General features: G+C 71.8%; 29 protein-coding genes and 2 pseudogenes. 12 read left to right on the top strand and 19 right to left on the bottom strand.

Translation table 11 applies throughout. The features are described 5' to 3' along the window. Positions 1 to 36: 36 nt before the first annotated feature. The gene (locus ACH4UM_RS24175; RefSeq protein WP_398182879.1) at positions 37 to 510 is read right to left on the bottom strand and encodes a DUF6299 family protein; all 474 of its coding nucleotides are present in this window, start codon (positions 508 to 510) and stop codon (positions 37 to 39) included. Positions 511 to 769: 259 nt separating this feature from the next. Here ACH4UM_RS24175 and ACH4UM_RS24170 point away from each other — a divergent pair, with 259 nt between their 5' ends. Continuing rightward, positions 770 to 964, top strand: a complete 195-nt coding sequence (locus ACH4UM_RS24170) for a DUF5999 family protein (protein WP_398182877.1) — start codon at positions 770 to 772, stop codon at positions 962 to 964. Positions 965 to 1,239: 275 nt separating this feature from the next. On the opposite strand, the gene ACH4UM_RS24165 is transcribed toward ACH4UM_RS24170, so the two are convergent. Both ACH4UM_RS24165 and ACH4UM_RS24160 read right to left on the bottom strand, forming a co-directional pair. Continuing rightward, positions 1,240 to 1,647: a RidA family protein gene (locus ACH4UM_RS24165; RefSeq protein WP_398182870.1), complete on the bottom strand. Its 408-nt coding sequence runs from the start codon at positions 1,645 to 1,647 to the stop codon at positions 1,240 to 1,242. Continuing rightward, positions 1,644 to 2,783 carry an acyl-CoA dehydrogenase family protein gene (locus ACH4UM_RS24160; protein ID WP_398182867.1) on the bottom strand — a complete coding sequence of 380 codons (1,140 nt, stop codon included), beginning with the start codon at positions 2,781 to 2,783 and terminating at the stop codon, positions 1,644 to 1,646. Before ACH4UM_RS24160 ends, ACH4UM_RS24165 begins: the two co-directional genes overlap by 4 nt. A gap of 134 nt (positions 2,784 to 2,917) precedes the next feature. Between ACH4UM_RS24160 and ACH4UM_RS24155 the strand changes: the two genes are divergently transcribed. Together ACH4UM_RS24155 and ACH4UM_RS24150 are read left to right on the top strand one after the other, a co-directional pair. Further along, positions 2,918 to 4,564, top strand: a complete 1,647-nt coding sequence (locus ACH4UM_RS24155; RefSeq protein WP_398182865.1) for an AMP-binding protein — start codon at positions 2,918 to 2,920, stop codon at positions 4,562 to 4,564. A 31-nt stretch (positions 4,565 to 4,595) separates the two neighbouring features. Further along, positions 4,596 to 5,417 (top strand): PaaX family transcriptional regulator C-terminal domain-containing protein, encoded by an 822-nt coding sequence (locus ACH4UM_RS24150; RefSeq protein ID WP_398182862.1) that lies wholly within the window; start codon positions 4,596 to 4,598, stop codon positions 5,415 to 5,417. Positions 5,418 to 5,424: 7 nt separating this feature from the next. On the opposite strand, the gene ACH4UM_RS24145 is transcribed toward ACH4UM_RS24150, so the two are convergent. Both ACH4UM_RS24145 and ACH4UM_RS24140 read right to left on the bottom strand, forming a co-directional pair. After that, the gene (locus ACH4UM_RS24145) at positions 5,425 to 7,704 is read right to left on the bottom strand and encodes a bifunctional salicylyl-CoA 5-hydroxylase/oxidoreductase (RefSeq protein ID WP_398182859.1); all 2,280 of its coding nucleotides are present in this window, start codon (positions 7,702 to 7,704) and stop codon (positions 5,425 to 5,427) included. Positions 7,705 to 7,710: 6 nt separating this feature from the next. Next, entirely contained in the window at positions 7,711 to 8,538 is an 828-nt protein-coding gene (locus tag ACH4UM_RS24140; protein WP_398182856.1) for an enoyl-CoA hydratase family protein, read from the bottom strand. A 352-nt stretch (positions 8,539 to 8,890) separates the two neighbouring features. Here ACH4UM_RS24140 and ACH4UM_RS24135 point away from each other — a divergent pair, with 352 nt between their 5' ends. Next, complete coding sequence (locus ACH4UM_RS24135) at positions 8,891 to 9,343, top strand: ATP-binding protein (RefSeq protein WP_398182853.1); 453 nt, start codon at positions 8,891 to 8,893, stop codon at positions 9,341 to 9,343. Here the strand turns inward: ACH4UM_RS24135 and ACH4UM_RS24130 are convergent. From ACH4UM_RS24130 to ACH4UM_RS24120, 3 genes and pseudogenes are all read right to left on the bottom strand, one after another. Beyond that, positions 9,303 to 10,220: pseudogene (locus tag ACH4UM_RS24130) on the bottom strand (APC family permease); the annotation flags it as partial. The gene ACH4UM_RS24135 and the pseudogene ACH4UM_RS24130 overlap by 41 nt on opposite strands. Before the next feature lie 3 nt (positions 10,221 to 10,223). Continuing rightward, on the bottom strand, positions 10,224 to 11,252 hold the full coding sequence (gene argF, locus ACH4UM_RS24125; RefSeq protein WP_398182850.1) for an ornithine carbamoyltransferase: 1,029 nt from the start codon (positions 11,250 to 11,252) through the stop codon (positions 10,224 to 10,226). 145 nt (positions 11,253 to 11,397) lie between these two features. After that, the gene (locus ACH4UM_RS24120; protein ID WP_398182847.1) at positions 11,398 to 12,627 is read right to left on the bottom strand and encodes an arginine deiminase; all 1,230 of its coding nucleotides are present in this window, start codon (positions 12,625 to 12,627) and stop codon (positions 11,398 to 11,400) included. A gap of 162 nt (positions 12,628 to 12,789) precedes the next feature. Here ACH4UM_RS24120 and ACH4UM_RS24115 point away from each other — a divergent pair, with 162 nt between their 5' ends. Both ACH4UM_RS24115 and ACH4UM_RS24110 read left to right on the top strand, forming a co-directional pair. Beyond that, entirely contained in the window at positions 12,790 to 13,929 is a 1,140-nt protein-coding gene (locus ACH4UM_RS24115; protein WP_398182844.1) for an SPFH domain-containing protein, read from the top strand. Next, the gene (locus ACH4UM_RS24110) at positions 13,926 to 14,825 is read left to right on the top strand and encodes a hypothetical protein (protein ID WP_398182841.1); all 900 of its coding nucleotides are present in this window, start codon (positions 13,926 to 13,928) and stop codon (positions 14,823 to 14,825) included. Before ACH4UM_RS24115 ends, ACH4UM_RS24110 begins: the two co-directional genes overlap by 4 nt. A gap of 31 nt (positions 14,826 to 14,856) precedes the next feature. Here the strand turns inward: ACH4UM_RS24110 and ACH4UM_RS24105 are convergent. Both ACH4UM_RS24105 and ACH4UM_RS24100 read right to left on the bottom strand, forming a co-directional pair. Further along, positions 14,857 to 16,320 (bottom strand): annotated as a pseudogene (locus ACH4UM_RS24105) (polynucleotide kinase-phosphatase); the annotation flags it as partial. A gap of 137 nt (positions 16,321 to 16,457) precedes the next feature. Then, entirely contained in the window at positions 16,458 to 16,688 is a 231-nt protein-coding gene (locus ACH4UM_RS24100) for a hypothetical protein (RefSeq protein ID WP_398182838.1), read from the bottom strand. Between the two features lie 326 nt (positions 16,689 to 17,014). On the opposite strand from ACH4UM_RS24100, the gene ACH4UM_RS24095 reads away from it, so the two are divergent. From ACH4UM_RS24095 to ACH4UM_RS24080, 4 genes are all read left to right on the top strand, one after another. Next, positions 17,015 to 17,254, top strand: coding sequence for a helix-turn-helix domain-containing protein (locus ACH4UM_RS24095; protein ID WP_398182835.1), 240 nt, complete (start codon positions 17,015 to 17,017; stop codon positions 17,252 to 17,254). A 645-nt stretch (positions 17,255 to 17,899) separates the two neighbouring features. Further along, complete coding sequence (locus ACH4UM_RS24090) at positions 17,900 to 18,139, top strand: GntR family transcriptional regulator (RefSeq protein ID WP_398182833.1); 240 nt, start codon at positions 17,900 to 17,902, stop codon at positions 18,137 to 18,139. Between the two features lie 33 nt (positions 18,140 to 18,172). Next, positions 18,173 to 18,352 (top strand): hypothetical protein, encoded by a 180-nt coding sequence (locus ACH4UM_RS24085; protein WP_398182830.1) that lies wholly within the window; start codon positions 18,173 to 18,175, stop codon positions 18,350 to 18,352. Between the two features lie 9 nt (positions 18,353 to 18,361). Next, positions 18,362 to 18,565: a hypothetical protein gene (locus tag ACH4UM_RS24080; RefSeq protein WP_398182827.1), complete on the top strand. Its 204-nt coding sequence runs from the start codon at positions 18,362 to 18,364 to the stop codon at positions 18,563 to 18,565. A 117-nt stretch (positions 18,566 to 18,682) separates the two neighbouring features. Here the strand turns inward: ACH4UM_RS24080 and ACH4UM_RS24075 are convergent, their stop codons facing one another. Beyond that, the gene (locus ACH4UM_RS24075) at positions 18,683 to 18,892 is read right to left on the bottom strand and encodes a hypothetical protein (protein WP_398182824.1); all 210 of its coding nucleotides are present in this window, start codon (positions 18,890 to 18,892) and stop codon (positions 18,683 to 18,685) included. 23 nt (positions 18,893 to 18,915) lie between these two features. Here ACH4UM_RS24075 and ACH4UM_RS24070 point away from each other — a divergent pair, with 23 nt between their 5' ends. Then, the gene (locus tag ACH4UM_RS24070; protein WP_398182821.1) at positions 18,916 to 19,260 is read left to right on the top strand and encodes a DUF6233 domain-containing protein; all 345 of its coding nucleotides are present in this window, start codon (positions 18,916 to 18,918) and stop codon (positions 19,258 to 19,260) included. A 53-nt stretch (positions 19,261 to 19,313) separates the two neighbouring features. On the opposite strand, the gene ACH4UM_RS24065 is transcribed toward ACH4UM_RS24070, so the two are convergent. The 7 genes from ACH4UM_RS24065 to ACH4UM_RS24035 all read right to left on the bottom strand — a co-directional run bounded on the left by ACH4UM_RS24065 (position 19,314) and on the right by ACH4UM_RS24035 (position 22,300). Beyond that, a complete protein-coding gene (locus ACH4UM_RS24065; protein WP_398182818.1) occupies positions 19,314 to 20,351 on the bottom strand; it encodes a tyrosine-type recombinase/integrase in 1,038 nt (345 codons plus the stop codon). Between the two features lie 7 nt (positions 20,352 to 20,358). Beyond that, positions 20,359 to 20,784, bottom strand: coding sequence for a hypothetical protein (locus ACH4UM_RS24060; protein ID WP_398182815.1), 426 nt, complete (start codon positions 20,782 to 20,784; stop codon positions 20,359 to 20,361). A gap of 26 nt (positions 20,785 to 20,810) precedes the next feature. Next, positions 20,811 to 21,089 (bottom strand): hypothetical protein, encoded by a 279-nt coding sequence (locus tag ACH4UM_RS24055; protein ID WP_398182812.1) that lies wholly within the window; start codon positions 21,087 to 21,089, stop codon positions 20,811 to 20,813. A 36-nt stretch (positions 21,090 to 21,125) separates the two neighbouring features. Then, entirely contained in the window at positions 21,126 to 21,275 is a 150-nt protein-coding gene (locus ACH4UM_RS24050) for a hypothetical protein (RefSeq protein ID WP_398182809.1), read from the bottom strand. A gap of 76 nt (positions 21,276 to 21,351) precedes the next feature. After that, the gene (locus tag ACH4UM_RS24045; RefSeq protein ID WP_398182807.1) at positions 21,352 to 21,636 is read right to left on the bottom strand and encodes a hypothetical protein; all 285 of its coding nucleotides are present in this window, start codon (positions 21,634 to 21,636) and stop codon (positions 21,352 to 21,354) included. Next, on the bottom strand, positions 21,636 to 21,842 hold the full coding sequence (locus tag ACH4UM_RS24040; protein WP_398182804.1) for a hypothetical protein: 207 nt from the start codon (positions 21,840 to 21,842) through the stop codon (positions 21,636 to 21,638). Before ACH4UM_RS24040 ends, ACH4UM_RS24045 begins: the two co-directional genes overlap by 1 nt. Then, positions 21,842 to 22,300, bottom strand: coding sequence for a hypothetical protein (locus ACH4UM_RS24035; protein WP_398182801.1), 459 nt, complete (start codon positions 22,298 to 22,300; stop codon positions 21,842 to 21,844). The genes ACH4UM_RS24040 and ACH4UM_RS24035 overlap by 1 nt, the downstream gene beginning before the upstream one ends. Positions 22,301 to 22,388: 88 nt before the next feature. Between ACH4UM_RS24035 and ACH4UM_RS24030 the strand changes: the two genes are divergently transcribed. Beyond that, positions 22,389 to 22,676: a sigma-70 family RNA polymerase sigma factor gene (locus ACH4UM_RS24030; protein WP_398182798.1), complete on the top strand. Its 288-nt coding sequence runs from the start codon at positions 22,389 to 22,391 to the stop codon at positions 22,674 to 22,676. A 93-nt stretch (positions 22,677 to 22,769) separates the two neighbouring features. On the opposite strand, the gene ACH4UM_RS24025 is transcribed toward ACH4UM_RS24030, so the two are convergent. After that, positions 22,770 to 23,087 (bottom strand): hypothetical protein, encoded by a 318-nt coding sequence (locus tag ACH4UM_RS24025; RefSeq protein WP_398182795.1) that lies wholly within the window; start codon positions 23,085 to 23,087, stop codon positions 22,770 to 22,772. Positions 23,088 to 23,093 lie beyond the last annotated feature (6 nt).

Genomic DNA, 23,093 nt, shown 5'->3' with positions numbered 1-23,093 from the left:
CTCCGGCCTCCCCCTCGACTCCGCCGGGGTCTTGGTTCAGACCCGGATCAGCGTGACATCCTGTTCGTGGACCGCGTGGAAGCGGGGCACCAGCGGCAGGCCGCCCCGGGGGGCCAGTTCCAGGACGGTGGCCTCGACGTGGGCGGCTCCCTGGTACAGGGCGCCGAAGGGCCTGCCGGTGTTGACCCAGCGGTGCTCGGCGCCGTCGCACACCGCGCGGGTGCCGCCGATGCCGTGGCGCGCCGTCGAGTCGTTCCGGCTGATGGCGGAGCCGACGAAGACCACCCCGGTGGCGTCGGTGCAGCGGTAGGTGCCGTGGATGGTGACGGTGCCGTCCGCCGCCAGGCGGGCGGTCGGGTCGACGGTGACGGTCTCGTCGGCGGCCGTGGCGGCGGATGCGGGTGCGGCCGGTGCGGCGGCCAGCAGGGCCGCGGCGACCGCGCCGAGGGTGCCGAGGGTGCCGAGGGTGCCGAGGGTGCCGAGAACGGGACGCAGGGACCTGACGGACATGGAAGGCCTCCCAGTTGACTGCAATGGGGGCTTCCACTGGTACCGGGCACTCGCGCGCGCGGCCGTGATCTCACTCCTTCGGTGGCGAGTCCGCCGCGGGCGTCGGGGAACGGTCCCCGCACTGTCCGCGTGTTGTCACACTTGGCGGCGGGCCGTTCCGATGAGTTCACGACGGGTGCATGGTCTACCCGTACGAGTGGTCCCGACGGCCGCCGTACGAACGGTCCGCCGACCGGACCCACCGACGTGGAGGTGCGCCATGTGTTCCCACCAGCCCTCGTGCCCCGCAGCCGACGCCCATGTTCCGCACGTCGTCGCCGCCCGCCCCGAGCAGGGCTGGAGCCTGCTGTGCAACGGGGCGATCGTCTTCGACGACACCGGTGAACTGCTGCCCGACGGCCGGGTCGTGGCGCCGCACCGGGTACCCGCCGAGCGGCTCGCGATGGCTGCCTGACACCTGGCCACCACTGTTCCGCGACCAACTCCCGCAGCGCCGGGGCGAGTTGCTCCGGCCGGTCCTCGGCGATCAGCGTCCGGGAGTCCCCGATCTCCGGCAGCAGGCCCCTGGGCAGGAGTTCGGCGACGCGGTGGCCGTGGGCGCGGGGCATCTGGGCGAGCCGCTCGGGGTGCCGGGCCGCCACCGTCCGGGCGCGGCCGCAGTCGCTCTCGGCGAGCGTGACGTCCCACAGGCCGAGCCGGTCGGGGAACTCAACGATGCACGACGAGATCCTACGTCCCCTCGTCCAGTACCGCGAAGCCGTCGAGTTCCACCAACGCCCGCTCGTCCCACAGTCGGACCACCTGCACGACCGCCATCGCCGGGTAGTCGCGGCCCGCGAACTTGCGCCAGAGGCGGCCGAGTTCGAAGGTGCGGGCGCGGTAGTCGGCGACGTCGGTGGCGTAGACCGTGACACGGGCGAGGTCGGCGGGGGTGCCACCGGCGGCGCGCAGCGCGGCGAGGAGGTTGGCAAGGGCCCGTTCGAACTGCTCGGGGAGGGTGTCGCCGACGACCTTGCCGTCCGCGTCGAGAGCCGTCTGGCCTGCCAGGAACACCAGCCGGGAGCCGGTTGCCACGACGGCGTGGGAGAAGCCCGTGGGCGGGGACAGCCCGGGCGGGTTGACTCGCTCGGCGGTCACGGCGCCTCCCCGGTCGTGTGGGACTGTGCGTACAGCTCCTTGGCGATGATGCCCCGCTGCACCTCGCTCGCGCCCTCGTAGATCCGAGGTGCGCGCACCTCGCGGTAGAGGTGTTCGAGGAGGTGGCCGCGGCGCAGGGCGCGGGCGCCGTGCAACTGGACGGCCGTGTCGACGACGTACTGCGCGGTCTCGGTGGCGAGCAGCTTCGCCATGGCGGAGCGCCTGGGGACGTCCGGGGCGCCGTCGTCGTACGCCGTCGCCGCCGCGTACACCATCAGGCGGGCCGCCTCCGTGCGCAGGGCCATCTCGGCTGTCTGGTGGGCGACGGTCTGCAGGTCGCTCAGCCTGCCGCCGAAGGCGTCGCGCCGGGCGGTGTGGGCGACGGTGGCGTCCAGCGCGGCCTGCGCCATGCCGACGGCGAAGGCGCCGACGCTGGGGCGGAACAGGTTGAGGGTGCCCATGGCGACCCGGAAACCGCGGTCGGCCTCACCGAGCACGTCGTCCGCCGTGACCGGGACCCCGTCGAAGTCCAGGGTGCCGATGGGGTGCGGGGAGAGCATCTCCAGCGCGCTGCCGGTGAGGCCGGGCCGGTCGGCCGGGACCAGGAAGGCGGTCACGCCGCGGGACCCGGCGCCGGGCGTGGTGCGTGCGAAGACGGTGTGGACGTCGGCCTCGGGCGCGTTGGAGATCCAGCACTTCCCGCCGCTGAGCCGCCAGCGGGACGGGCCGTCGGGGCGGGCCGCGAGCGCCAGCGCCGCCGCGTCCGATCCCGCCCCGGGCTCGCTGAGGGCGAAGGCCGCCACCGCGCTGCCGTCGATCACCGCGGGCAGCCAGCGGTCGCGCTGGGCGGGGGTGCCATGGGCGTGGACCGGGTGGGCGCCCAGGCCCTGGAGGGCGAGGGCGGTCTCGGCCTCGGTGCAGGCGTAGGCGAGGGACTCCCGCATCAGGCACAGGTCGAGGGCGCCGGAGGTGAACAGGCGCTCCAGGAGGCCGAGCCGGCCCAGTTCGGCGAGGAGCGCGCGGTTCACCCGGCCGGGCTCGCCCTTCTCCGCCAGCGGGCGCAGCCGGTCGGCGGCCAGGGTGCGCAGCTCGGCGCACCACGCCGAGTGTTCCGGGTCGAGCGAGAATGCGGGCATTCGCCGGTCCTCCCTCCCCCCGGGGCGCCCGGGGTTCACCTCCACCGTATCGCGCTCCATTGACTGTCGTCACCAACACGATACGCTCCCTGTGCGAGCCCACCACCACGAGGGGGCGAACCGCCATGGACCCGATGGCTCCCAGCAGGAACCAGCACGGCGACCCGAGCAGGGACGACGCCCGGCCGGCCACCGCCTCGGCCCACGTCGACACCTTCGCGCGCGACCACCTCCCGCCCCCGGAACAGTGGCCCGAGCTCCGCTTCGACCTGCCGGAGCTGCGCTACCCCGCCCGGCTGAACTGCGCCGCCGAGCTGCTGGACCGCACCGGCGCCGGGCGCCCGGTGTTCCGTACTCCGTCCGGGGAGACCTGGACCTACGGCGAGCTGCGCGCCCGAGTCGACCGCGTCGCGCACGTCCTCACCGGCGAGCTCGGCGTGGTCCCCGGCAACCGGGTACTGCTGCGCGGCCCGACGACCCCGTGGCTGGCAGCCTGCTGGCTGGCCGTGCTGAAGGCGGGCGCGGTCGCCGTCACGGTGCTGGCCCAGCAGCGCCCGCACGAGCTGAGCACGGTCTGCGAGATCGCCCGGGTCCGGCACGCGCTGTGCGACGTACGGGCCGTGGACGACCTGGCCAAGGCGGAGATACCGGGGCTCGCGATCACGACGTACGGCGGCGACGCGCCCGACGATCTCCTCCACCGTCCGGCACCCGACGTCCCGTACCCGGCCGTGGCCACCGCCGCGGACGACGTGGCGCTCATCGCCTTCACCTCGGGCACCACCGGCCGGCCCAAGGGCTGCGTGCACTTCCACCGGGACGTGCTGGCGATCGCGGACACCTTCTCCCGGCATGTGCTCAAGCCCCGCGCGGACGACGTCTTCGCGGGCAGTCCCCCGCTCGGTTTCACCTTCGGCCTCGGCGGTCTGGTGGTCTTCCCGATGCGTGCCGGGGCCAGCGCCCTGCTGCTCGAACAGGCCCATCCCGAGCAGCTGCTGGCCGCCGTCGCCGAACACCGGGTGTCCGTCATGTTCACCGCTCCCACCGCCTACCGGGCGATGCTCGACGAGCTGGACGGGTACGACACCTCCTCGCTCAGGCGCTGTGTGTCCGCCGGGGAGAACCTTCCGGCGGCCACCTGGCACGCCTGGCACGAGCGGACCGGCCTGCGCATCGTCAACGGCATCGGCGCGACCGAGCTGCTGCACATCTTCATCTCGGCGGCGGACGAGGACATCCGCCCCGGCACCACCGGGGTGCCCGTACCGGGGTGGCACGCGCGCGTGCAGGACGAGCACGGCGTCCCCGTGGCCGACGGAACGCCGGGCCTGCTGGCCGTCCGGGGCCCCGTCGGCTGCCGTTACCTCGCCGACCCGCGGCAGCGCGTGTACGTGCGCGACGGCTGGAACGTCACCGGCGACACCTACGTCCGCGACAGCGACGGCTACTTCCGCTACGTGGCCCGCGCCGACGACATGATCATCTCGGCCGGGTACAACATCGCGGGCCCGGAGGTCGAGGACGCACTGCTGCGCCACCCGGACGTGGTGGAGGCGGCGGTCGTCGGGCGGCCCGACGAGGCGCGCGGGCAGGTCGTGGTGGCCTACGCCGTCCTGAAGGCGGGCGCGGCGCGGGACGCGGAGGCCCTGCGCGCGCATGTGAAGTCCGAGCTGGCGCCGTACAAGTGCCCGCGCGAGATAGTCTTCCTGGACGCACTGCCGCGCACGGCGACGGGCAAGCTCCAGCGGTTCCGGCTGCGCGGCGCGGATCCGGCGGGGTGAGTGTGACCAGCAGTGATGCCGACGACCTAAAATGATCAATGTGTCCGAGCAGCACGCGCAGCACGCCCCGAGGTCCCTCATCGTCACGCTCTACGGAGCGTACGGCCGCTTCGTGCCGGGCCCGGTGCCGGTCGCCGAGCTGATCCGGCTGCTGGCCGCGGCCGGCGTGGACGCGCCCTCCGTGCGCTCCTCGGTGTCCCGGCTCAAGCGGCGCGGGCTGCTGGTGCCGGCCCGCACGGCGCAGGGCGCGGCGGGCTACGAACTGTCCGACGAGGCACGCCAGTTGCTCGACGACGGCGATCGCCGCATCTACGCCGCCGCACCGCCCGAGGACGAGGGCTGGGTGCTCGCCGTGTTCTCCGTGCCGGAGTCGGAGCGCAACAAGCGGCACGTGCTGCGCTCCCGGCTGGCCGGGCTCGGCTTCGGCACGGCGGCGCCCGGCGTGTGGATCGCCCCGGCCCGGCTGTACGAGGAGACCCGGCACACGCTCCGGCGGCTCCAGCTGGACCCGTACGTGGACTTCTTCCGCGGCGAGCACCTGGGCTTCACCCCGACGGCCCAGGCGGTCGGGCGCTGGTGGGACCTGGCGGCGATCGCCAAGCAGCACGAGGCGTTCCTGGACCGGCACGCGCGCGTGCTGCGCGCCTGGGAGCAGCGCGCCGAGACCCCGCCCGAGGAGGCCTACCGCGACTACCTCCTCGCCCTGGACTCCTGGCGCCATCTGCCCTATGCCGATCCCGGCCTGCCCGCCCGGCTGCTGCCCGCCGACTGGCCGGGGGCCCGCTCGGCCGCCGTCTTCCGCGGGCTGCACGAGCGGCTGCGGGACGCGGGGGCCGGGTTCGCCGGTCTGTGACGGCCGGTCAACCGCCGAGTCCGAGCCGGGGCCTGGGGGCGTCCGTGCGGCCGGTCTGCGGGCGGCGGCTGCCCGCGCGGTAGGGCACCGGCCAGACGGCGGCCGGGCCCGTGTAGCCCTGTTCGGCGGCGGCGTGCAGGGTCCAGTGCGGGTCGTACAGATGCGGGCGGGCGAGCGCGCAGAGGTCCGTACGCCCGGCCAGGAGCAGGGAGTTGACGTCGTCCCAGGAGGAGATCGCACCGACCGCGATCACGGGGACACCGGCCTCGTGCCGGATCCGGTCGGCGAACGGCGTCTGGTAGGACCGCCCGAACTCCGGCCGCTCCCCGGCGACCACCTGCCCGGTCGACACGTCGATCGCGTCGGCGCCCTGCGCGGCGAACGCGCGGGCGATGGCCACGGCCTCCTCGGCCGTCGTTCCGCCCTCGGCCCAGTCGGTGGCGGAGATCCGTACGGTCATGGGGCGCTCCTCGGGCCACACCGCGCGCACGGCGTCGAAGACCTCCAGCGGGAAGCGCAGCCGCTTCTCCAGCGAGCCGCCGTAGGCGTCCGTGCGGTGATTGGTCAGCGGGGAGAGGAAACCGGAGAGCAGATAGCCGTGGGCGCAGTGCAGTTCGAGCAGGTCGAAGCCGACGCGGGCGGCCCGCCGGGCGGCGGTGGCGAACTGCTCGCGGACATCGGTCAGCTGGGAGCGGGAGAGCTGGCGCGGGGTCTGGCCGCCCGGCCTGTACGGCAGCGGGGAGGCGGCCACCAGGGGCCAGTTGCCGTCCGGGAGCGGCTCGTCCATGCCCTCCCACATCAGCCTGGTGGAGCCCTTGCGCCCGGAGTGGCCGAGCTGCACGCCGATCGCGGTGCCCGGCGCCTGCCGGTGCACGAAGCCGGTGATCCGCCGCCATGCCTCCGCCTGCCGCCCGGTCCACAGTCCGGCGCAGCCCGGGGTGATCCGGCCCTCGGGGCTGACGCAGACCATCTCGGTCATCACCAGGCCGGCGCCGCCGAGGGCGCGGGCGCCCAGGTGGACGAGATGGAAGTCACCGGGCACGCCGTCGACCGCCGAGTACATGTCCATGGGCGAGACGACGACCCGGTTGCGCAGGGTCAGCCCGCGCAGCCGGAACGGGGTGAACATCGGGGGCGTGCCGGGCGGGCAGCCGAACTCGCCCTCCACGGCCTCGGTGAAGCGGGCGTCCCGCAGGCGCAGGTTGTCGTGGGTGACGCGGCGGCTGCGGGTGAGCAGGTTGAAGGCGAACTGGCGGGGCGGCTGGTCCAGGTACAGGCCCAGGTTCTCGAACCACTCCAGGCTGGCGCGGGCGGCGCGCTGGGTGGAGGCGACGACCGGTTTGCGCTCCTCCTCGTAGGCGGTCAGCGCCTCGTCCAGCAAGTCCTGTTCCGCCAGGCAGGCGGCGAGCGCGAGGGCGTCCTCGACGGCGAGCTTGGTTCCGGAGCCGATGGAGAAGTGGGCGGTGTGGGCGGCGTCGCCGAGCAGGACCAGGTTGCCGTGCGACCAGCGCTCGTTGACGACCGTGCGGAAGGTGGTCCAGGCCGACTTGTTGGACCTGAGCGGCCGTCCGCCGAGCGCGTCCGCGAAGATCTTGGCGCAGCGCTCGACGGACTCCTGCTCGTCCATCTCCGCGAAGCCGGCCGCGCGCCACACCTCCTCGCGCATCTCGACGATGACCGTGGAGGAGCCGGCCGCATAGGGATAGCCGTGCAGCTGCATCACGCCGTGCTCGGTCTCGGCGACCTCGAAGCGGAAGGCGTCGAAGGCGAAGTCGGCGGCGAGCCAGATGTAGCGGCAGCGGTGGCCGGTCACGCGTGGGCGGAAGACCTCGGCGTACGCCTCCCGCGTGGCGCTGTGCACCCCGTCGGCTGCGATCACCAGGTCGTACGCCTGCACGAGCCCCGCCGGGTCCGGCGCCTCGGTGCGGAAACGCAGCTCGACGCCGAGGCAGCGGCAGCGCTCGTGCAGGATCTCCAGGAGCCTGCGCCTGCCCAGCGCGGCGAAGCCGTGGCCGCCGGAGGTGTGCCGGGCGCCGCGGTGCACGATGTCGATGTCGTCCCAGCGCACGAAGTCGCGCTGCAGCGCCTGGTAGACCACCGGGTCGGCGTGTTCGATCCCGCCGAGCGTCTCGTCGGAGAGCACGACCCCGAACCCGAAGGTGTCGTCGGGCGCGTTGCGCTCGAAGACGGTGACCTCGCGGGCGGGGTCGAGTCGCTTGAGCAGGGCGGCCGCGTACAGGCCCCCGGGCCCGCCGCCGATGACCGCGACCCTCGTGGCACCGGTCATCTCCGGTCACCTCCCCCGCCACTTGGGCGGCCGCTTCTCGGTGAAGGCGGCGTGGAACTCGGCGTAGTCCTCGCCGTTCATCAGCAGGGCCTGCGTGGCGGCGTCCATCTCGACCGCGGCGGCAAGCGGCATGTCCAGCTCGGCGGTGAGCAGGGCCTTGGTCTGGGCGTGGGCGAGGGCCGGGCCGTCGGCGAGGCGGTGGGCCAGGGCCTGGGCCTCCTCGTCGGCGTGTCCTTCGCCCGTGAGCACGCTGATCAGCCCGATCCGCTCGGCCTCGGGCGCCCGCACCGGCTCGCCGAGCATCAGCAGCCGGGTCGCGTGGCCGAGCCCGACCACCCGGGGCAGCAGATAGGCCGCGCCCATGTCGCCGCCGGACAGGCCGACCCGGGTGAAGAGGAAGGCGAACCGGGCGCTCGGGTCCGCCACGCGGAAGTCGGCGGCCAGCGCCAGTACCGCCCCCGCTCCCGCCGCGACCCCGTGCACCGCCGCGATCACCGGGAAGGGGCACTCCCGTACGGCCCGGACCACCTGCCCGGTCATGCGGTTGAAGTCCAGCAGCTGTGCGGTGTCCATGCCCAGGGTGGCGCCGATGATCTCGTCGACGTCGCCGCCCGAGCAGAAGCCACGTCCCTCGCCGGCCAGCACCAGGGCGCGCACGGCCCGCTCGCGGGAGAGTTCGGCGAGCAGGTCGCGCAGGTCGGCGTAGGCGCCGAAGGTCAGCGCGTTGAGTTTCTCGGGACGGTGGAGCGTGACGGTGGCGACACCGTCGGTGATCTCGGCGCGCAGATGCCGCCAGCGCGAGGTACGGGCGGCGGAACCGGTGAAGGGACTCATGACGTGCGGCCTCCTCGGGGGCTGCCCCCTGCCTCTGCCTGGGCCTGCGCCCATGCCTGTGGCTCGCTGAGCTTCCCTCCCGAAGCTATCACCCATCCGTGACTGTCGTCACGAGTGCGCGATATGGGCCGTGACAATGTGGCCGGTACCCGCCGCTTCGTCACGGCTCGTCAATAGCGCGGTAACGACGGGCGCAGGCACGGGAGAGGTGCCGTTCCCCCGGGTAGGCCGTCCGTGCCGGGGCCCGCCGGTTCCGGACGGAGGCCGCCGGAAGCCGCCCGGACGGCCCCCGTACCATTCCTGAGACCGAAAGCAGGACAGCCTGATGGTGACCACTGGGACGTTCTGCGCCATGAACGGACACACGTTGCACGAACCCCCCGCCGCCTCAGCCTCTTGGCGCGTCGCGCTGCCGCACACGGCCGCCGCCGTGCCGGTGGCCCGCGCCCTGGTCCGAACCGCGCTGGCCGAGCTGGAGCACACGGCCGATGGCGACACGGCGGAGCTGCTCACGGCGGAACTGGTCGCGAACGCGGTGGAGCACACCGCGGGCCTGGGCCCGATAGAGCTGGTGGTGGAGCTGTTGCCAAGCGGCTGCCATGTCGAGGTGCACGACCCGGACCCGGCCCCGCCCGGCGGCCTGACCCACCCGGGACTCACGGCACCGGACCCCTGGCAGGAGCACGGGCGCGGCCTGCTGCTGATCCGCGCCCTCAGCTCGTCCTGCGGGCACCGCCCGACCGAGTCGGGCAAGGCGGTGTGGTTCAGGCTGTCCGCGATGCGGCCTCGGCTGCGTCCCGCGTGACCTCCATGGCCACCGGGACGTCCGCGGCGACCGCGGTGTCCGCGGTGCCCGCGGCTAGAGCCGCCCGCGCCGCCAGGCGGGAGTTCCGGCGCCCGTAGAGGACGTAGACGGCGAGCCCGGCCGCGAGGAACGCGGCGAACTGGACCCAGGTCGCCCAGCCCGTCTCGTACATCAGATACAGGCAACAGGCGACGCCGAGCAGCGGGACAACGGGGTAGAGCGGCACCCGGAAGCTGCGGGCGAGGCCCGGCTGGCGGCGGCGCAGCGCGATCACGGCGACGTTGACGACGGCCATGGTGGCAAGGGTGCCGATGGTGCACAGGTTGACCACGGCGTCCAGCGACGCGAAGGCCGCGGGGAGCGCGAAGACGATCGCCACGATCAGGGTGCCGGCGACGGGCGTGGCGGTGCGCTGCGAGACCTTCTCGAAGACGCGTGGGACGAGGCCGTCGCGGGACATCGACATCAGGATGCGGGTCTGGCCGTACATCACGGCGAGGACGACCGAGGCGATGGCGACGACCGCGCCGAAGGCGATCACCGCGCCGCCGGCCGAGGAGCCGGTCACGACGTTGACGACGTAACTCAGCGCGGCGGGCCGGCCGCCGACCTGGCCGCCGCCGATGGCGCCGATCGCGGCGAGCGCGACCGCGCAGTACAGCAGGGTGACCAGGCCGATGCAGACGAGGATGGCGACGGGGATGTCCCGGCGCGGGTTCTTCGCCTCCTCGCCGGCCGTGGTGATCGCGTCGAAGCCGATGTAGGAGAAGAACGCGGCCGTGGTGCCCGCGCCGATGCCGCTGATGCCGGCCGGCGAGAACGGGGTGAGGTTGCCGTGCCGGAAGGCGGTGAAGCCGATGGCGCAGAACGCGACCAGGGATCAGGTTGCGCGGTGCACGGGTCGGGCGAGCGTCGCGACCATGATCGCCTTGATGGTGTGCAGCCGGTTCTCGGCCTCGTCGAAGACGACCGAGTGGGCCGACTCGAACACCTCGTCGGTGACCTCCAGGGAGGTGAGGCCGTGCCGCTCGTGGATGTCGCGGCCGACCTTGGTGCCCAGGTCGTGGAAGGCGGGCAGGCAGTGCAGGAACCTGACGTCCGGGTTGCCGGTGGCGCGCAGCACGTCCATCGTCACGGCGTACGGGGCGAGGGCCTCGATGCGCTCGTCCCAGACCTCCTTGGGCTCTCCCATGGACACCCAGACGTCGGTGGCGACGAAGTCGGCGCCGCGCACGCCGTCCTCCAGGGACTCGGTGAGCGTGATGCGGGCGCCGCTGGCCCCGGCGAGCTCGCGCGCCCGGTCGACGATCTCCTGGGCGGGCCAGTAGGTCTTGGGAGCGACCAGGCGCACGTCCATGCCGAGCAGGGCGCCGGTGACGAGGTAGGAGTTGCCCATGTTGAAGCGGGCGTCGCCGAGGTAGGCGAAGGCGATCTCCTTCAGCGGCTTGGCGCTGTGCTCGGTCATGGTGAGCACGTCGGCCAGCATCTGGGTCGGATGCCAGTCGTCGGTGAGCCCGTTGTAGACGGGGACGCCGGCATGGGCGGCCAGCTCCTCGACGGCGGCCTGGCTGTCCCCGCGGTACTCGATGGCGTCGAACATCCGGCCGAGCACACGGGCGGTGTCCTTGACGGACTCCTTGTGCCCGATCTGCGAGCCGGACGGATCGAGACAGGTCGTCGAGGCGCCCTGGTCGGCGGCGGCGACCTCGAAGGCACAGCGGGTGCGTGTCGAGGTCTTCTCGAAGATCAGCGCGATGTTCTTCCCGCCCAGGTACCGCGTCTCGGTCCCGGCCCGCTTGGCGGCCTTCAGCTCGGCGGCCAGCTCGACCAGCCCGCGAAACTCCTCCTCGGTGAAGTCCAGCTCCTTGAGGAAGTGGCGGCCGGCGAGGGCGGTCGGGACTGTCGCCATGGGGGCGCTCCAACGGATGAGGGACACGGACTTTGGAATTCTATACGAGGATCAGCATTTCTATGCGACACCCTCCTGTGCCGTGCGGCACTGCACCTGCGGCACCACATCCCGCAGGCCACACCCTCCACCCCACGCCCACGCCCTACACCCGGACGGCGTCCCGCTCGACGGGACAGCTCATGCAGCGCGGGCCTCCCCTGCCGCGCCCCAGCTCGCTGCCGGGGATCTCGATCACTTCGATACCCTGTTTGCGCAGGTGGGTGTTGGTGGTGGAGTTGCGCTCGTAGGCGACGACCACGCCCGGTTCGACGGCGAGGACGTTGCACCCGTCGTCCCACTGCTCGCGCTCGGCCGCGTGCACGTCCTGGGTGGCGGTCAGCACCCGGATCTCGCTCAGACCGAGCGAGGCGGCGATCGCGCGGTGCATGTGCTCCGGCGGATGGTCGGTGACCTTGAGCTCCTTTTCACCGGCGCCCGGTTCGATGGTGTACGAGCGGAGCATGCCGAGCCCGGCGTACTGGGTGAAGGTGTCGCCGTCGACCATGGTCATCACGGTGTCGAGGTGCATGAAGGCCCGCCGCTTCGGCATGTCGAGCGCGACGATCGTCCGGGCCGACCCCGCGGCGAACAGCTTGTGGGCGAGCATCTCGACGGCCTGGGGCGTGGTCCGCTCGCTCATGCCGATGAGCACGGCGCCGTTGCCGATGACCAGCACGTCCCCGCCCTCGATGGTGGACGGGTAGTCGGCCTGCCCCTCCGACCAGACGTTGAACGACGCGCCGCGGAAGAGCGGGTGGTAGCGGTAGATCGCCTCGAAGTGCACGGTCTCGCGCTGCCGGGCGGGCCAGCGCATCGCGTTGATGGAGACGCCGTCGTAGATCCACGCGGAGGTGTCGCGCGTGAAGAGGTGGTTGGGCAGCGGCCCGAGCAGGAAGTCGTCCAGGTCCATGACGTGGAAGCGGACGGACGTCGGCTCCGCGTACCCCTGGAGGAACTCGCGCTTGGTCATGCCGCCGACGAGGGCCTCCGTGAGCTCCTGCGCGGAGAGGGTCTCGAACGCGGCCCGGAGGTGGTCCGTGGCGAGCGGCCCGTACTCCTTCTCGTCGAAGACGCGGTCCAGGACGAGCGACCGGGCCGAAGGGATCTCCATCGTCTCGGTCAGCAGGTCACCGAAGAGGTGCACGGCGACACCGCGGTCGCGCAGCGCGTCGGCGAACCCGTCGTGCTCGGCGCGCGCCCGTCGCACCCAGAGCACGTCGTCGAAGAGGAGGGCGTCCTTGTTGCTGGGGGTGAGCCTTTTGAGCTCGAGATCGGGCCGGTGCAGGATGACGCGACGCAGCCGCCCGGCCTCGGAGTCGACATGGAATCCCATGCCTCCATCCTGACCATCGGAGACCGACTTCATCCTCCGCTTGCACAGTTCTGCGTCTCAATTGTTTCGCCTTCTTGTTCTCGTCGCCTTGACGACAAGCGGGCGGCCCGATTATCGTCGCCATGACGAGAAAGAGGCGAGAGGGAGGACGAGGGGGGACTCATGGCCGACATCACCCGGCGCCCGGGGTGGCGCCATCTGCGCAGCGCGCCGACCGCGCACATCCGGCACCATCGCTCGGGCAAGCTGGTCCACGACGGCACCGGACTGAGCTTCCGGTTCCGCGCACTGGCCGCCGTGCTCAGCGAGGTACCGGTCGACGACCGCGAGTTGGCCATCACGTTCCATGCCCGTACGGCGGACTTCCAGGACGTGGCGGTCCAGGCGACCGTCACCTACCGGATCAGCGACCCGGCCGTCGCCGCCGCCCGCCTCGACTTCTCGATCGACCCGGACACCGGTGTGTGGCGCGGCGCGCCGCTGGAGCAGCTGGGCACGCTGCTCACCGAGACGGCCCAGGAGCACGCGCTGGCCGTCCTGGCCCGTACGCCGCTGTCGGCCGCGCTGGTGGACGGGGTGAGCGCGGTGCGCGAGCGCGTCACGGCCGGCCTGGCCGCCGAGCCCCGGCTGCCGGCCACCGGCATCGAGGTGGTGGCCGTCCGTGTGGTGGCGCTGCGCCCGGAACCGGAGGTCGAACGGGCCCTGCGCACCCCGGCCCGCGAGCAGATCCAGCAGGAGGCGGACCGGGCGACGTACGAGCGGCGGGCGGTGGCCGTGGAGCGGGAGCGGGCGATCGCCGAGAACGAGCTGGCGAGCCGGATCGAACTGGCCCGGCGCGAGGAGCAGTTGGTCGAGCAGCGGGGCAACAATGCCCGGCGCGAGGCCGAGGAGCAGTCGGCGGCCGACGCGGTGCGCGCCGAGGCGGAGGCGGCCCGGACCGTGCGGCTCGCTCAGGCGGAGGCGGCCCGGACGGAACGGCTCGGACGGGCCGAAGCGGTGAAGGCACGCGCGGTGGGTGAGGCCGAGGCGCAGGCGCGGGCGGCCTGGCTGCGGGTGCACGCCGAGGTGGACGTGGCGACGCTGCACGCGCTGACGGGGTCCCGGCTGGCCGAGAACCTTCCGCGCATCGGCAGCGTCACCGTCTCGCCGGACGTGCTCACCGGGCTGCTCGCCAAGCTCGGCAGCTTCGGCGGCAGCGGCACCCGCACCGGCACAGGCACCCGCACCCGCACCGGCACAGGCCCGGACGCGGGGGCGGGGCTGGGGGCGGGGGCGGGGGCGGGGGCGGGGGCGGGGGCGTGAGCCTGGCGCCGCGGGCCGTGCTCGTCCACCGCACCACGGAGTACGAGGAGCTGGTGGCCCGCCACGGTACGCACGGTCAGGCCGCCTTCTTCCTCTCCTCCCGGGGCCGGGACATCGCTCAGGTCGCCGAACGGCACCACCGGAACCGGCGGGCGCTGGCCGAGGTGGCGTCGGCGGTTCCGCCGGCCTGGCGGCAGGCCCGGGTGGAACGGGCGGATCTGGACCGCTTCCTGTTCGCCCCCGAGGACGTGGTCGTCGTGGTCGGCCAGGACGGGCTGGTGGCCAACGTGGCCAAGTACCTGGCGGGACAGCCGGTCATCGGCGTCGACACCGACCCCGGGCGCAATCCGGGGGTGCTGGTGCGGCACCGGCCCGGGGACGCGGCGGTCCTGCTCGCCTCGGTGCTCGGGCGGAGTACGGGGGTCGAGGAGCGCACGATGGTCGAGGCCGTCGCCGACGACACCCAGCGGCTCCTCGCGCTCAACGAGATCTATCTGGGCGCGCCCGGTCACCAGACCGCCCGGTACCGCCTGGGCCTCGAGGACGACGGGGGTGTCGTCGAGGCCCAGGCCTCCTCCGGGGTGCTGGTGGGCACGGGCACGGGAGCCACCGGCTGGCTTGGCTCGGTGTGGCAGGAGAGAGGGAGCACCATCGCCCTCCCCCGCCCCACCGAGGACCGCCTGCTGTGGTTCGTGCGTGAGGCCTGGCCCTCACCGGCCACCGGCACCTCACTGGTGGCCGGCGAGCTGCCGGCGTCCGCGTCCCTGCGGCTGACCGTCGAGTCCGAGCGGCTGATCGCCTTCGGGGACGGCATGGAGACGGACGCGGTGGAACTGACCTGGGGGCAGACGGTCCGGGTGGGGGTGTGCGGGGAGCGGCTGCGGCTGGTGGGGTGAACCGCTCCCCGTGAACCGCTCCCCGTGTCCCTCAGAGCCGGGGGTCAACCGGCTCCGACTCCAGGGCAAGCACCCCGAACACGGCCTCGTGCACCCGCCACAGCGGTTCGCCGTCCGCCAGCCGGTCCAGGGCCTCCAGGCCGAGGGCGTACTCGCGGATCGCCAGCGAGCGCTTGTGGTTGAGGAAACGCTGCCGGAGCCGGGCGAGGTTGTCCGGGCGGGTGTACTCGGGACCGTAGATGATCCGCAGGTACTCGCGGCCGCGGCACTTGATGCCCGGCTGGACCAGCCTGCCCTCCGCGCTGCGCACTAGCGCGCCCAGCGGCTTGACGACCATGCCCTCGCCGCCGCGGCCGGTCATCTCCAGCCACCAGTCGACGCCCGCCCGCACCGACTCCGCGTCGGCCACGTCGACGTACAGGCGCCGGGTGGTCTGGAGCAGTCCGGTGGCGTCGTGCTCCACGAGGCGGTCGAGGAGCGCGAGCTGCTCGTCGTGGGGCAGGCCGGCCAGGCTGCGGCCCTGGACCGCCAGGATCTGGAACGGCGCCAGGCGGACGCCGTCCAGGCCGTCGGTGGTCCAGCAGTAGCGGCGGTAGGCGGCCGTGAACGCGGCGGCGTCCGCGGCCCGCTCGCGCTGGCGGGCCAGCAGGTCCGCGACGTCGACGCCCCGGGCCGCCGCGCCCTCCAGCGCGGCCAGCGCACCGGGGAACGCCGACCCGGAGGCCGCGCCGACCGCCGCGTACTGCGACCGCAGCAGCCCGGTGGCCTTCAGCGACCACGGCATCAGCTCGGCGTCCAGCAGCAGCCAGTCCGTGTCCAGATCGGCCCAGAGGCCGGCCTCGGTGACCGCCTTGCGCAGCCGGCCGAGGATCTCCTCCGTGACCGACGCGTCGTCGAAGAAGGGGCGGCCGGTGCGCGTGCAGAGCGAGCCCGTCGGCCCGTCCACGCCGAACCTCCTGCGCGCGGCCTGCGGGTCCCGGCACACCAGGACCACGGCCCGCGAGCCCATGTGCTTCTCCTCGCACACCACCCGCGCGATCCCGTCCTCGCGGTACTGGGCGAAGGCCTCGACCGGGTGCTCGAGGTAGCCTTCGGCCTTCGAGGTCGCCGTCGGCGCCATGGTGGGCGGAAGATACGGCAGCAGCCGCGGGTCGATCGCGAACCGGCTCATGACCTCCAGGGCCGCCGCCGCGTTCTCCTCGCGCACCGGGACCCGGCCGGTGTGGCGGGTCTCCACCACCCGGCGGCCGTGCACGTCGCCGAGGTCCAGCGGACGGCCGTCGTGGCCGCCCGGCGCCTCGGTGCGCAGCGGTTTCGCCGGCTCGTACCAGACCCGCTCTGCCGGTACGTCGACCAGCTCCCGCTCCGGCCAGCGCAGCGCGGTCAGCTTGCCGCCGAAGACCACGCCGGTGTCCAGGCAGATGGTGTTGTTCAGCCACCTACACACTGCTCGAACTGGGGATCCATCCGCTCGGACCGCCGCACCCCCTCTGAACAGCAATGCATTGCAGAACTTAGGAGAACATTGGAAAGCGTAACCGAGCGAACTGGCGCTCCCCGAGCACTCCCCGGGGCATCTGGCTCCCCAGTCGCTCCCCGGGGAGCCGCCCCGATTCGGTGCCCCAGCAGGCACTATTCGGCAAGGCCGCCCGGCTTGTACGCCTGACCCGCACGGGCCGCAGCCGCCTTGCGCTGCGCCTCCATGACCATCACGCACTCCTTGCAGGCGCGGACGTCCTGGATGCCACCGGCCGGAGGGCGAATCGTTTTGACGTGAGCCGTCGCCACTGCGCCCTTGTCGGGATGGAGGAAACAAACCCCGGGCTGCCACTCGTAGAGGTCGAGGATGTCCTCGCGGTCCATTGCCGTCTCCCGTTGTCTCGCCGGCTGGGTGCGTGGGGGGCGCGTGGCCCACGTTCCCGCTGGCATCGCGTGGATGCGCTGGTCAGCCGTTGTTCACCCCTTCGGATGAACAGGTGTTCGAATTTCTGAAACTACCTGAAGCCCTGCGGCATATACCAGGTCCGCAGGGCTGCCAGTGGGGGGTGGCAAGGGTTGCGGCGCCCACCTCAGAGGTGGCGACTGTTCTACGGCGGCGGACTGACGGTCCGTCGCGTGGCGTTCATGATCACAAAAGGCCCGGTGACACCGGGCTGACTTATGATCAACTCGGTCAGAGCGTTTGTCGAGTGCGCGACCTTCCCTACGACGATGACTGGCTGCTCCGCGAACGGCGCCGCATCGGTCGATGCATCCGGGACGCACGCATAGACCACAACCTCACCCAAGAAGCCGTGTTCCTCGCCATCCCGCTGACACGTTCCTTCTACCAGCAGATCGAAGCAGGCCAGGCCAATCCCTCGCTGGAGACCTTGCTGCGCATCGCACGGGTCATCGGCACACCCATCTCCGACCTCCTTCTGGGCTGAACTTTTGTCAACAGACAACACTGTCGCCCTCTGTCAGCGCAAGGCTTCAGCGTGCATTTATCCAACGTTCGCTGGCGTTTCTCCGCACCCGCTTGCACATGCTCTGGCCAGGGGTTACCTGTGAGGCACTACTGAACGGCCGTTCATTGCCCAACAGGTAACGCACGGCGTCTGCCCCGATGGCAGTGGCACGCGCACCGCACGAGCGGCACGGCCGGCCCAGGCCCCGGCTTCAGGTCGACGTTCCCGGAGCAGTACTGGTGCTGGCCGAGCCGGCACGCCGGGTCGACGCTCTCGTCGCGCAAGCCGCCGGTCATGACGCCCGCTCGCCGAACAGGAGCGCGTCGGGCGGGCAGGCGTACAACAGCGAGCCTTCACCGGACGGCGTGTGGACCTCACCAACCACGACCGGCTCACGTGTCAGCTTTCCGCAGCAGCAGCAGAGTTGCGGTAACCCGTCGGCGGTCTGGTGCTCGGGCGGTGGGTCCGTAGGCTCGTGCATGGCGGCGCTCCAGCAGGTGTCGTCCACGCCCCCGGGCCGTGACCGCGGCCGCGGGGGTCCATCGTGCAATTTCACGGTATACCGCGGTGTACCGCACTGTACTGCGGTCGCGCGGTGTACTGCGGTTTTCTACGGTCGACTATGTGAGCGTTGATCTTGACCGGACGCGGCCGATCTGGCGGCAGATCGCCGCCATCATCGTGGGCCGCATCGAAGACGGCACCTACCCGGCCGGTACCCGCGTGCCGTCCGTCGTCGAGATCTCCACCGAGTTCGAGGTCGCAGCATCCACCGCACAGAAGGTGCTCGCACACTTGAAGAGCGCGGGCCTGGTGCGCGCCGAGGTGGGGCTCGGAACGTTCGTCGAGCCGCCCAATTCGTAGCCCGCTGACAGTGCCCGCCACTAGGCTTGCCGCATGATCCCCACTCCCCCGGCGCAGGGTTGCGCGCGGTCCGCTGCGGAGTTGAACGCGCAGATCCGTGCCCTGTGGTCGCATCCTGCGGTGCCGCTGACGGCGGAGCAGCGGGAGGAGTACCGGCGGCTCCTCGCCGAGCTGCGCCAGGTGGAGCGTGGAGACGTCGTGAAGGCGGCTTAGACTCCCGCCGTGACCATCGACTTCCCCGAAGATCTCCTCCAGCTGGAACGTTCCGCCTGGGATGCGCACCGGCAGGGCGCGCTCACCATCGAGCAGGCGGCCGCCGTACAGGCCGGAGTGACCGCGTTCGCGGAGGCGTCCGGGCTCGACCGGTACGAGGTGGAGATGGGGCTCAAGCGGGCCGTCCGGCACCCGGAGCCCGCGGAGGACTGACAACGCGACGCCCCACCCGTGCGTGACCACGAGTGGGGCGTCCTTCGAGTACCGCCGCGCCCAGCAGACGCGAACAGTTGATGCCGTAATGCTAGGACCCGCCACCGACAACGGGGCTTACGGCCAGCTGGCCAGCGTCTCCCCGGTCTCCTCGTCGACGAGGACGATGCGGGCGCCGGGCCGGCCGTGCTCGCCGATCCAGCCGGCGAACTTGCGTCGTGCGGTCGCCTCGCTCCCCCACCAGCCGTGCTGCACCGTGCGGCCGCCTGCGGTCAGGGTCAGGTGGTAGCGCTCGGGGTTTTGCGCCCCGGCGGATTGCGGTCTCACCCCACCAGCATAGAATCGAACGCGTGAACGAACCGCGCCCGCCGAGCAAGCTGGAGAAGCTGCGCATCGCCCGCGCCTTCCTCATCCACCAGCTCGACCAAGTCGACCGGTGGATCGCCGACGAAGAGCGCAAGCGTGCGGAACAGCAGCGCGGCATCGAAGCCCGGCCGGCGCCCCCCGACTGGATCCTCGAACACGGCCTCAACCGGGATGCGCCGCCCGTCGCCGTCCACGTCGGCGGCTGCCACATGGCAGGCAAGCGGTGGAAAGGCGTGCCGCGGGACGTCGCGCTGCGGGCCCTCGCCGAAGGCGTCGAGGCGTGTGGGCACTGCCGGCCTGATGCCGAGCTCGGGTACATGGAGGGGTAGCAGGGCGCCCACCTCGACGGGGGACGCGAGATGGGCGCTCTTCCAGTGTGGCACTACTCGGTGGGGTCGGGCTGGAGTCTCGCGGCGAGCTTGGCGGCGAGTGCGTAGGCGGGGTGATTGTCGAGCTGGCGGCGACGCCGGTTGTACCGCTGGGTGGTGCGCGGGTCGGAGTGGGAGACGGCGTCTTGGACGTCTTGGAGCGGGACGCCGTTGGCGAGGTTGTCGGTGATGAACTGGTGCCGCAGCGTGTGGGGCTTGATCGTGGCGGCCTGCGGGATGCCGGCCCGGCGGGCGAGGACGCGGAGATGCTTCCACACTTCGGGCTGTGTCCAGCGGCGCAGGCGACCGGTGTCGGTGACGAACAGCGGGCCGTCGGTGCGGTCGCCGAGGTAGGCGAGGAGTGCGTCGAGGGCGAGCGGCGGTACGGGTGCGGGCCGCTTCTTGCCGCCCTTCTGCGTGAGCGGCAACGTGCGGTGGCCTCGGTCGTAGCCGAGCTGGTCGGCGTTCAACGAGAGGAGTTCGTCGACGCGGGCGCCGGTGAGGTAGAGGAGCATGACGAGGGCGTAGGAGCGGGGCGCCCAGTCGGCGGCTGTCTGGATGAGCCGGGTCGTCTCCGCCTCGGTCATGCCCTGGGTGGGCGAGTAGTCGGGGTCGACGTAGGGCCGGTTGACGGAGGCGAACGGGTCGGAGTCGACGGCGTGGAGGCGGGCGGCGTAGGTGTAGAAGGATCCGGCGGCGGCGAGGGCCTGCGCCTGTGTGGTCTCGGCGGGCGGCTTGCCGTTGCGGGTGGGCGTCTTGGCGAGGTGCTTGGCGTAGGCGTCGGCGAGCGGCAGCTTCACCTGGAGCGGGTGGATGCCGACGGAACGGGCGTACTCCTCCCACGCCTTGAAGGTGCGCACGTAGGCCCGCCGGGTGTGGCGACTCTTCTGGCGGGCGATCCATCCTCCGGCGATGGTGGGCAGCGGGTCGCGGTCGCCGTAGATGCCGGTGAGGTGGTCTGCGAGTCGGCGGGCTTCGTCGGGCCAGTCGTCGCGGGGGTCGTGCCGGTCGGTCGACAGCTCCGCCGACGGGCGCGGGACGAGGGCGGTCACGGCGGGGCTACGCCGAATCCGCGCGAGGCGCAACGGGCTTGGCGGTCAGCCAGTCACTGACAGGCGCGACTGCCCGCTCCTTCAGCTCCCGCATCCGCGCCTGAATCTCCGCCACACTGATCTCACGACCGTCCGCAACGGCTTCGTCCACCCAGCTTGCCAGGACGCTCCAAGCGTCCACCCAGTTCGCCATGGGTGGCTTGCCTGCCGGGTCATCCCAGATGATCCGCGTGTGACCCCCGTGCCCATGAACGGCCTCTGCGTCCTCCATGCCGTTGTCCCAGAACACCGTGCTGGCACGCTCGCCACGCCACCGCAGCGTTGCCGTCCCGTCCGGCCAGAGAACGCCGTCCGCGACGCGCCCGGTGCCAGAGGCACCCGTTACGTCAACGCGACGCTGGAGGTGGAATCGGCGAGGCATGTCGTCACTCATGGGTACTCCCTCAGTGATGCGGTCGGTCACAGTCGGATCTCTCCTTCGGCGTTGGCGAGTTTGGCGAGCTTCTGGGCGGCACGCACGTCGAGGCAGGGCCAGTCGTCGCCGTCGCGTTCGCACTGTCGCCCGCTGTTGTCCGGGAAGTGCGTGGTGGCGGTGTCGCGAAGCCACCAGCCAAGCGCATTTCCGGCCGGAGTGTCGGACGTGAAGGCGATATCGGACGCCGCTTGGAGTTCCTCGGCGGGAGTGCGAGGCGGCACGACGGCGGCTGTGGCGGCGTAGAGAGCTTCGAGTTGGTCCACTACTGGATCCCTCCTTGGCTAGGATAACTGTCATTATCAACCACAGAGTTGAGCGCCCGCCAGGGCTTCCCGGACGGCGTCGAGGTGCTTCTCGGCTGCCTCCTCCATGGCGGCCAGGACGGCGAGCGTCGCAGCGTCGTAGACGGCGGGGGTGGCGTTCGGCTGACGTGGGGCGAGGTCGGTCACAGGGTCTCCGATCGGGTACGGTACGGGCGGTGCCCCGGCTGCTTCCTTCAGCCGGGGCACCGCTACGTCCGGGCGCTCACTCCGCGTCGGCGTGTTGGCGATCCGCATCCTGTCGCGCGTTCCACTCGGCGATCATGTCGAGCGGGAGGACGCGGAACATCTCGCGGGAGAACTCGGCCTTCGGGGTGAGTTCGACGAGCAGCTTGTGCAGGTGGTACGCGCACGCGTAGTTGGTCTTTACCTCGTCGGCTTTCGGATCACCCCAGTAGACGACCCAGAGGGCGGGGTCATTGCAGGGGGCCTTGTAGCTGCTTCGGGTCCCCTCGCAGTAGAGGCCGTGCGGGCTGGGCTTGCGCGGCATCAGTTGCCTCCGAGGTTCGAGCCGTCGTCCTTGAACTCGAAGCCGCGCCAGAGCATCTCCTGCCAGAGCGCCGCCGCGCGCTTGCCACGGATGGCGAGCAGCTCGTGGTCGTACTGGCTCGTCTCGCTCAGGTGCCGCATCACGATGCGGAAGGTCTCGGCGAGTTCGCGGATGCCCATGTCTTCGGGTGCCTTGCGGGTGGTCATCAGGGGAGCTCCTTGAGGATGTCGCGGATGCGGGAGAGGGACAGTTCGTAGCGGTTCTCGTGCTCGCCCTGGCGGTCCTTCAGACGCCAGCCCGTGGGCCGACTGACGGAGCCGCCTCGGATGCTCAAGCCGTAGAGGGGCGTGATCTCATATCGGCTGTCGCTGGTGACGTACCCGAAGTCCAGGCTGTCGCGGCGCAGGGTGCGCGGCTTGGTCCCCTTGGCGGCAAGGGCGGCGCGCCCGGCGTCGTTGATCTTCGTGTCGGTGATGACCTGCTTCGTAACCCACCAGCCGTTGCCCCGGTGGTAGGAGTGCTCGCCGATCGTGACGTCGACCAGGCCGCGCGCGATGAGACCTCGGAGCGTGCGGCCGTCGACGTCACGCAGCGAGCGGTCCCACCGATCGGCGGCGTCAGTGAGGGCCTTGCGCATCGCCGGGGTCATCGGTCGGTTCGTCACCGTGGGCTCCCTTGGGTGGGTTGCTCTTACCCTTCTAATGTAAGGGCACCCCTTACGGCATGTCAACCCTCCCCCTACACTGACTCTCATGACGAACCCTCCGAGCCCCTTCGAGAATCTGAAGCACCTCGCCGAACAAGGCGACGCCACCCGGCGCGCCAAGGACGTCAGTGCCGCCCTCCAGGCCATCCCGGAGCTACAGAAGTGGCTGCGCGAGATCCGACATGGCGCGGTACAGGAGATGCGCGAGGACGGGCTCAGCCACGCCCAGGTGGCCGCAGAGTTGGGCGTCAGCCGGGCACGTGCTCAGCAGATCGCCGAGGGGCGAACCACCGGCAAGCGGGCCGACGAAGAGTCGGACAATCACCCCAAATAACGCCCGCGATATGGCATGTTATCGAGAGTCGGACCGCCCCAACTCAGGCTCCGTACACAGCAGAACGCCCCCTCCTGAAGGAGGGGGCGTCTGTCACAGGGTCGGTGCGGGTGTGAGCCCGTGTGCGGCGGCGATGGCGAGCCCTTGCCGGGCGAGGGCGACGCAGCGGGGCGGGAGTGCGGTCACGTCCCGGCCGGCGAGTATCCCGTCGATCGCAGCGTGGACATTCATGTGGTCCGTCGGGCAGATCGCGGCGAGCGGCGTGTCGATCGGCTTGCCCGCGGCGATCCACCACGACTTGGGGCAGATGTGGTGCTGCTCGATGACCGCGCACGCGTGGCCCCTATATAGGGAGCACGCCTGCAGCAGCACGTGGCCGTCCACCACGACCAGCTCCCGCGGCGTGCTCACTCCGGC

It is taken from the genome of Streptomyces sp. NPDC020801 (assembly GCF_044334385.1).
Classification (GTDB): Bacteria; Actinomycetota; Actinomycetes; order Streptomycetales; family Streptomycetaceae; genus Streptomyces.
The sequence above is the reverse complement of the archived record's forward strand: the minus strand, read 5'-3'. Positions and strand labels throughout refer to the sequence as shown.

Coding starts and splice junctions, on each gene's coding strand:
- ACH4UM_RS24175 (WP_398182879.1), bottom strand. CDS start 510: ATGTCCGTCAGGTCCCTGCGTCCCGTTCTCGGCACCCTCGGCACCCTC.
- ACH4UM_RS24170 (WP_398182877.1), top strand. CDS start 770: ATGTGTTCCCACCAGCCCTCGTGCCCCGCAGCCGACGCCCATGTTCCG.
- ACH4UM_RS24160 (WP_398182867.1), bottom strand. CDS start 2,783: ATGCCCGCATTCTCGCTCGACCCGGAACACTCGGCGTGGTGCGCCGAG.
- ACH4UM_RS24155 (WP_398182865.1), top strand. CDS start 2,918: ATGGCTCCCAGCAGGAACCAGCACGGCGACCCGAGCAGGGACGACGCC.
- ACH4UM_RS24150 (WP_398182862.1), top strand. CDS start 4,596: ATGATCAATGTGTCCGAGCAGCACGCGCAGCACGCCCCGAGGTCCCTC.
- ACH4UM_RS24145 (WP_398182859.1), bottom strand. CDS start 7,704: ATGACCGGTGCCACGAGGGTCGCGGTCATCGGCGGCGGGCCCGGGGGC.
- ACH4UM_RS24140 (WP_398182856.1), bottom strand. CDS start 8,538: ATGAGTCCCTTCACCGGTTCCGCCGCCCGTACCTCGCGCTGGCGGCAT.
- ACH4UM_RS24135 (WP_398182853.1), top strand. CDS start 8,891: ATGAACGGACACACGTTGCACGAACCCCCCGCCGCCTCAGCCTCTTGG.
- argF (WP_398182850.1), bottom strand. CDS start 11,252: ATGGCGACAGTCCCGACCGCCCTCGCCGGCCGCCACTTCCTCAAGGAG.
- ACH4UM_RS24120 (WP_398182847.1), bottom strand. CDS start 12,627: ATGGGATTCCATGTCGACTCCGAGGCCGGGCGGCTGCGTCGCGTCATC.
- ACH4UM_RS24115 (WP_398182844.1), top strand. CDS start 12,790: ATGGCCGACATCACCCGGCGCCCGGGGTGGCGCCATCTGCGCAGCGCG.
- ACH4UM_RS24100 (WP_398182838.1), bottom strand. CDS start 16,688: ATGGACCGCGAGGACATCCTCGACCTCTACGAGTGGCAGCCCGGGGTT.
- ACH4UM_RS24085 (WP_398182830.1), top strand. CDS start 18,173: ATGATCCCCACTCCCCCGGCGCAGGGTTGCGCGCGGTCCGCTGCGGAG.
- ACH4UM_RS24060 (WP_398182815.1), bottom strand. CDS start 20,784: ATGAGTGACGACATGCCTCGCCGATTCCACCTCCAGCGTCGCGTTGAC.
- ACH4UM_RS24045 (WP_398182807.1), bottom strand. CDS start 21,636: ATGCCGCGCAAGCCCAGCCCGCACGGCCTCTACTGCGAGGGGACCCGA.
- ACH4UM_RS24040 (WP_398182804.1), bottom strand. CDS start 21,842: ATGACCACCCGCAAGGCACCCGAAGACATGGGCATCCGCGAACTCGCC.
- ACH4UM_RS24030 (WP_398182798.1), top strand. CDS start 22,389: ATGACGAACCCTCCGAGCCCCTTCGAGAATCTGAAGCACCTCGCCGAA.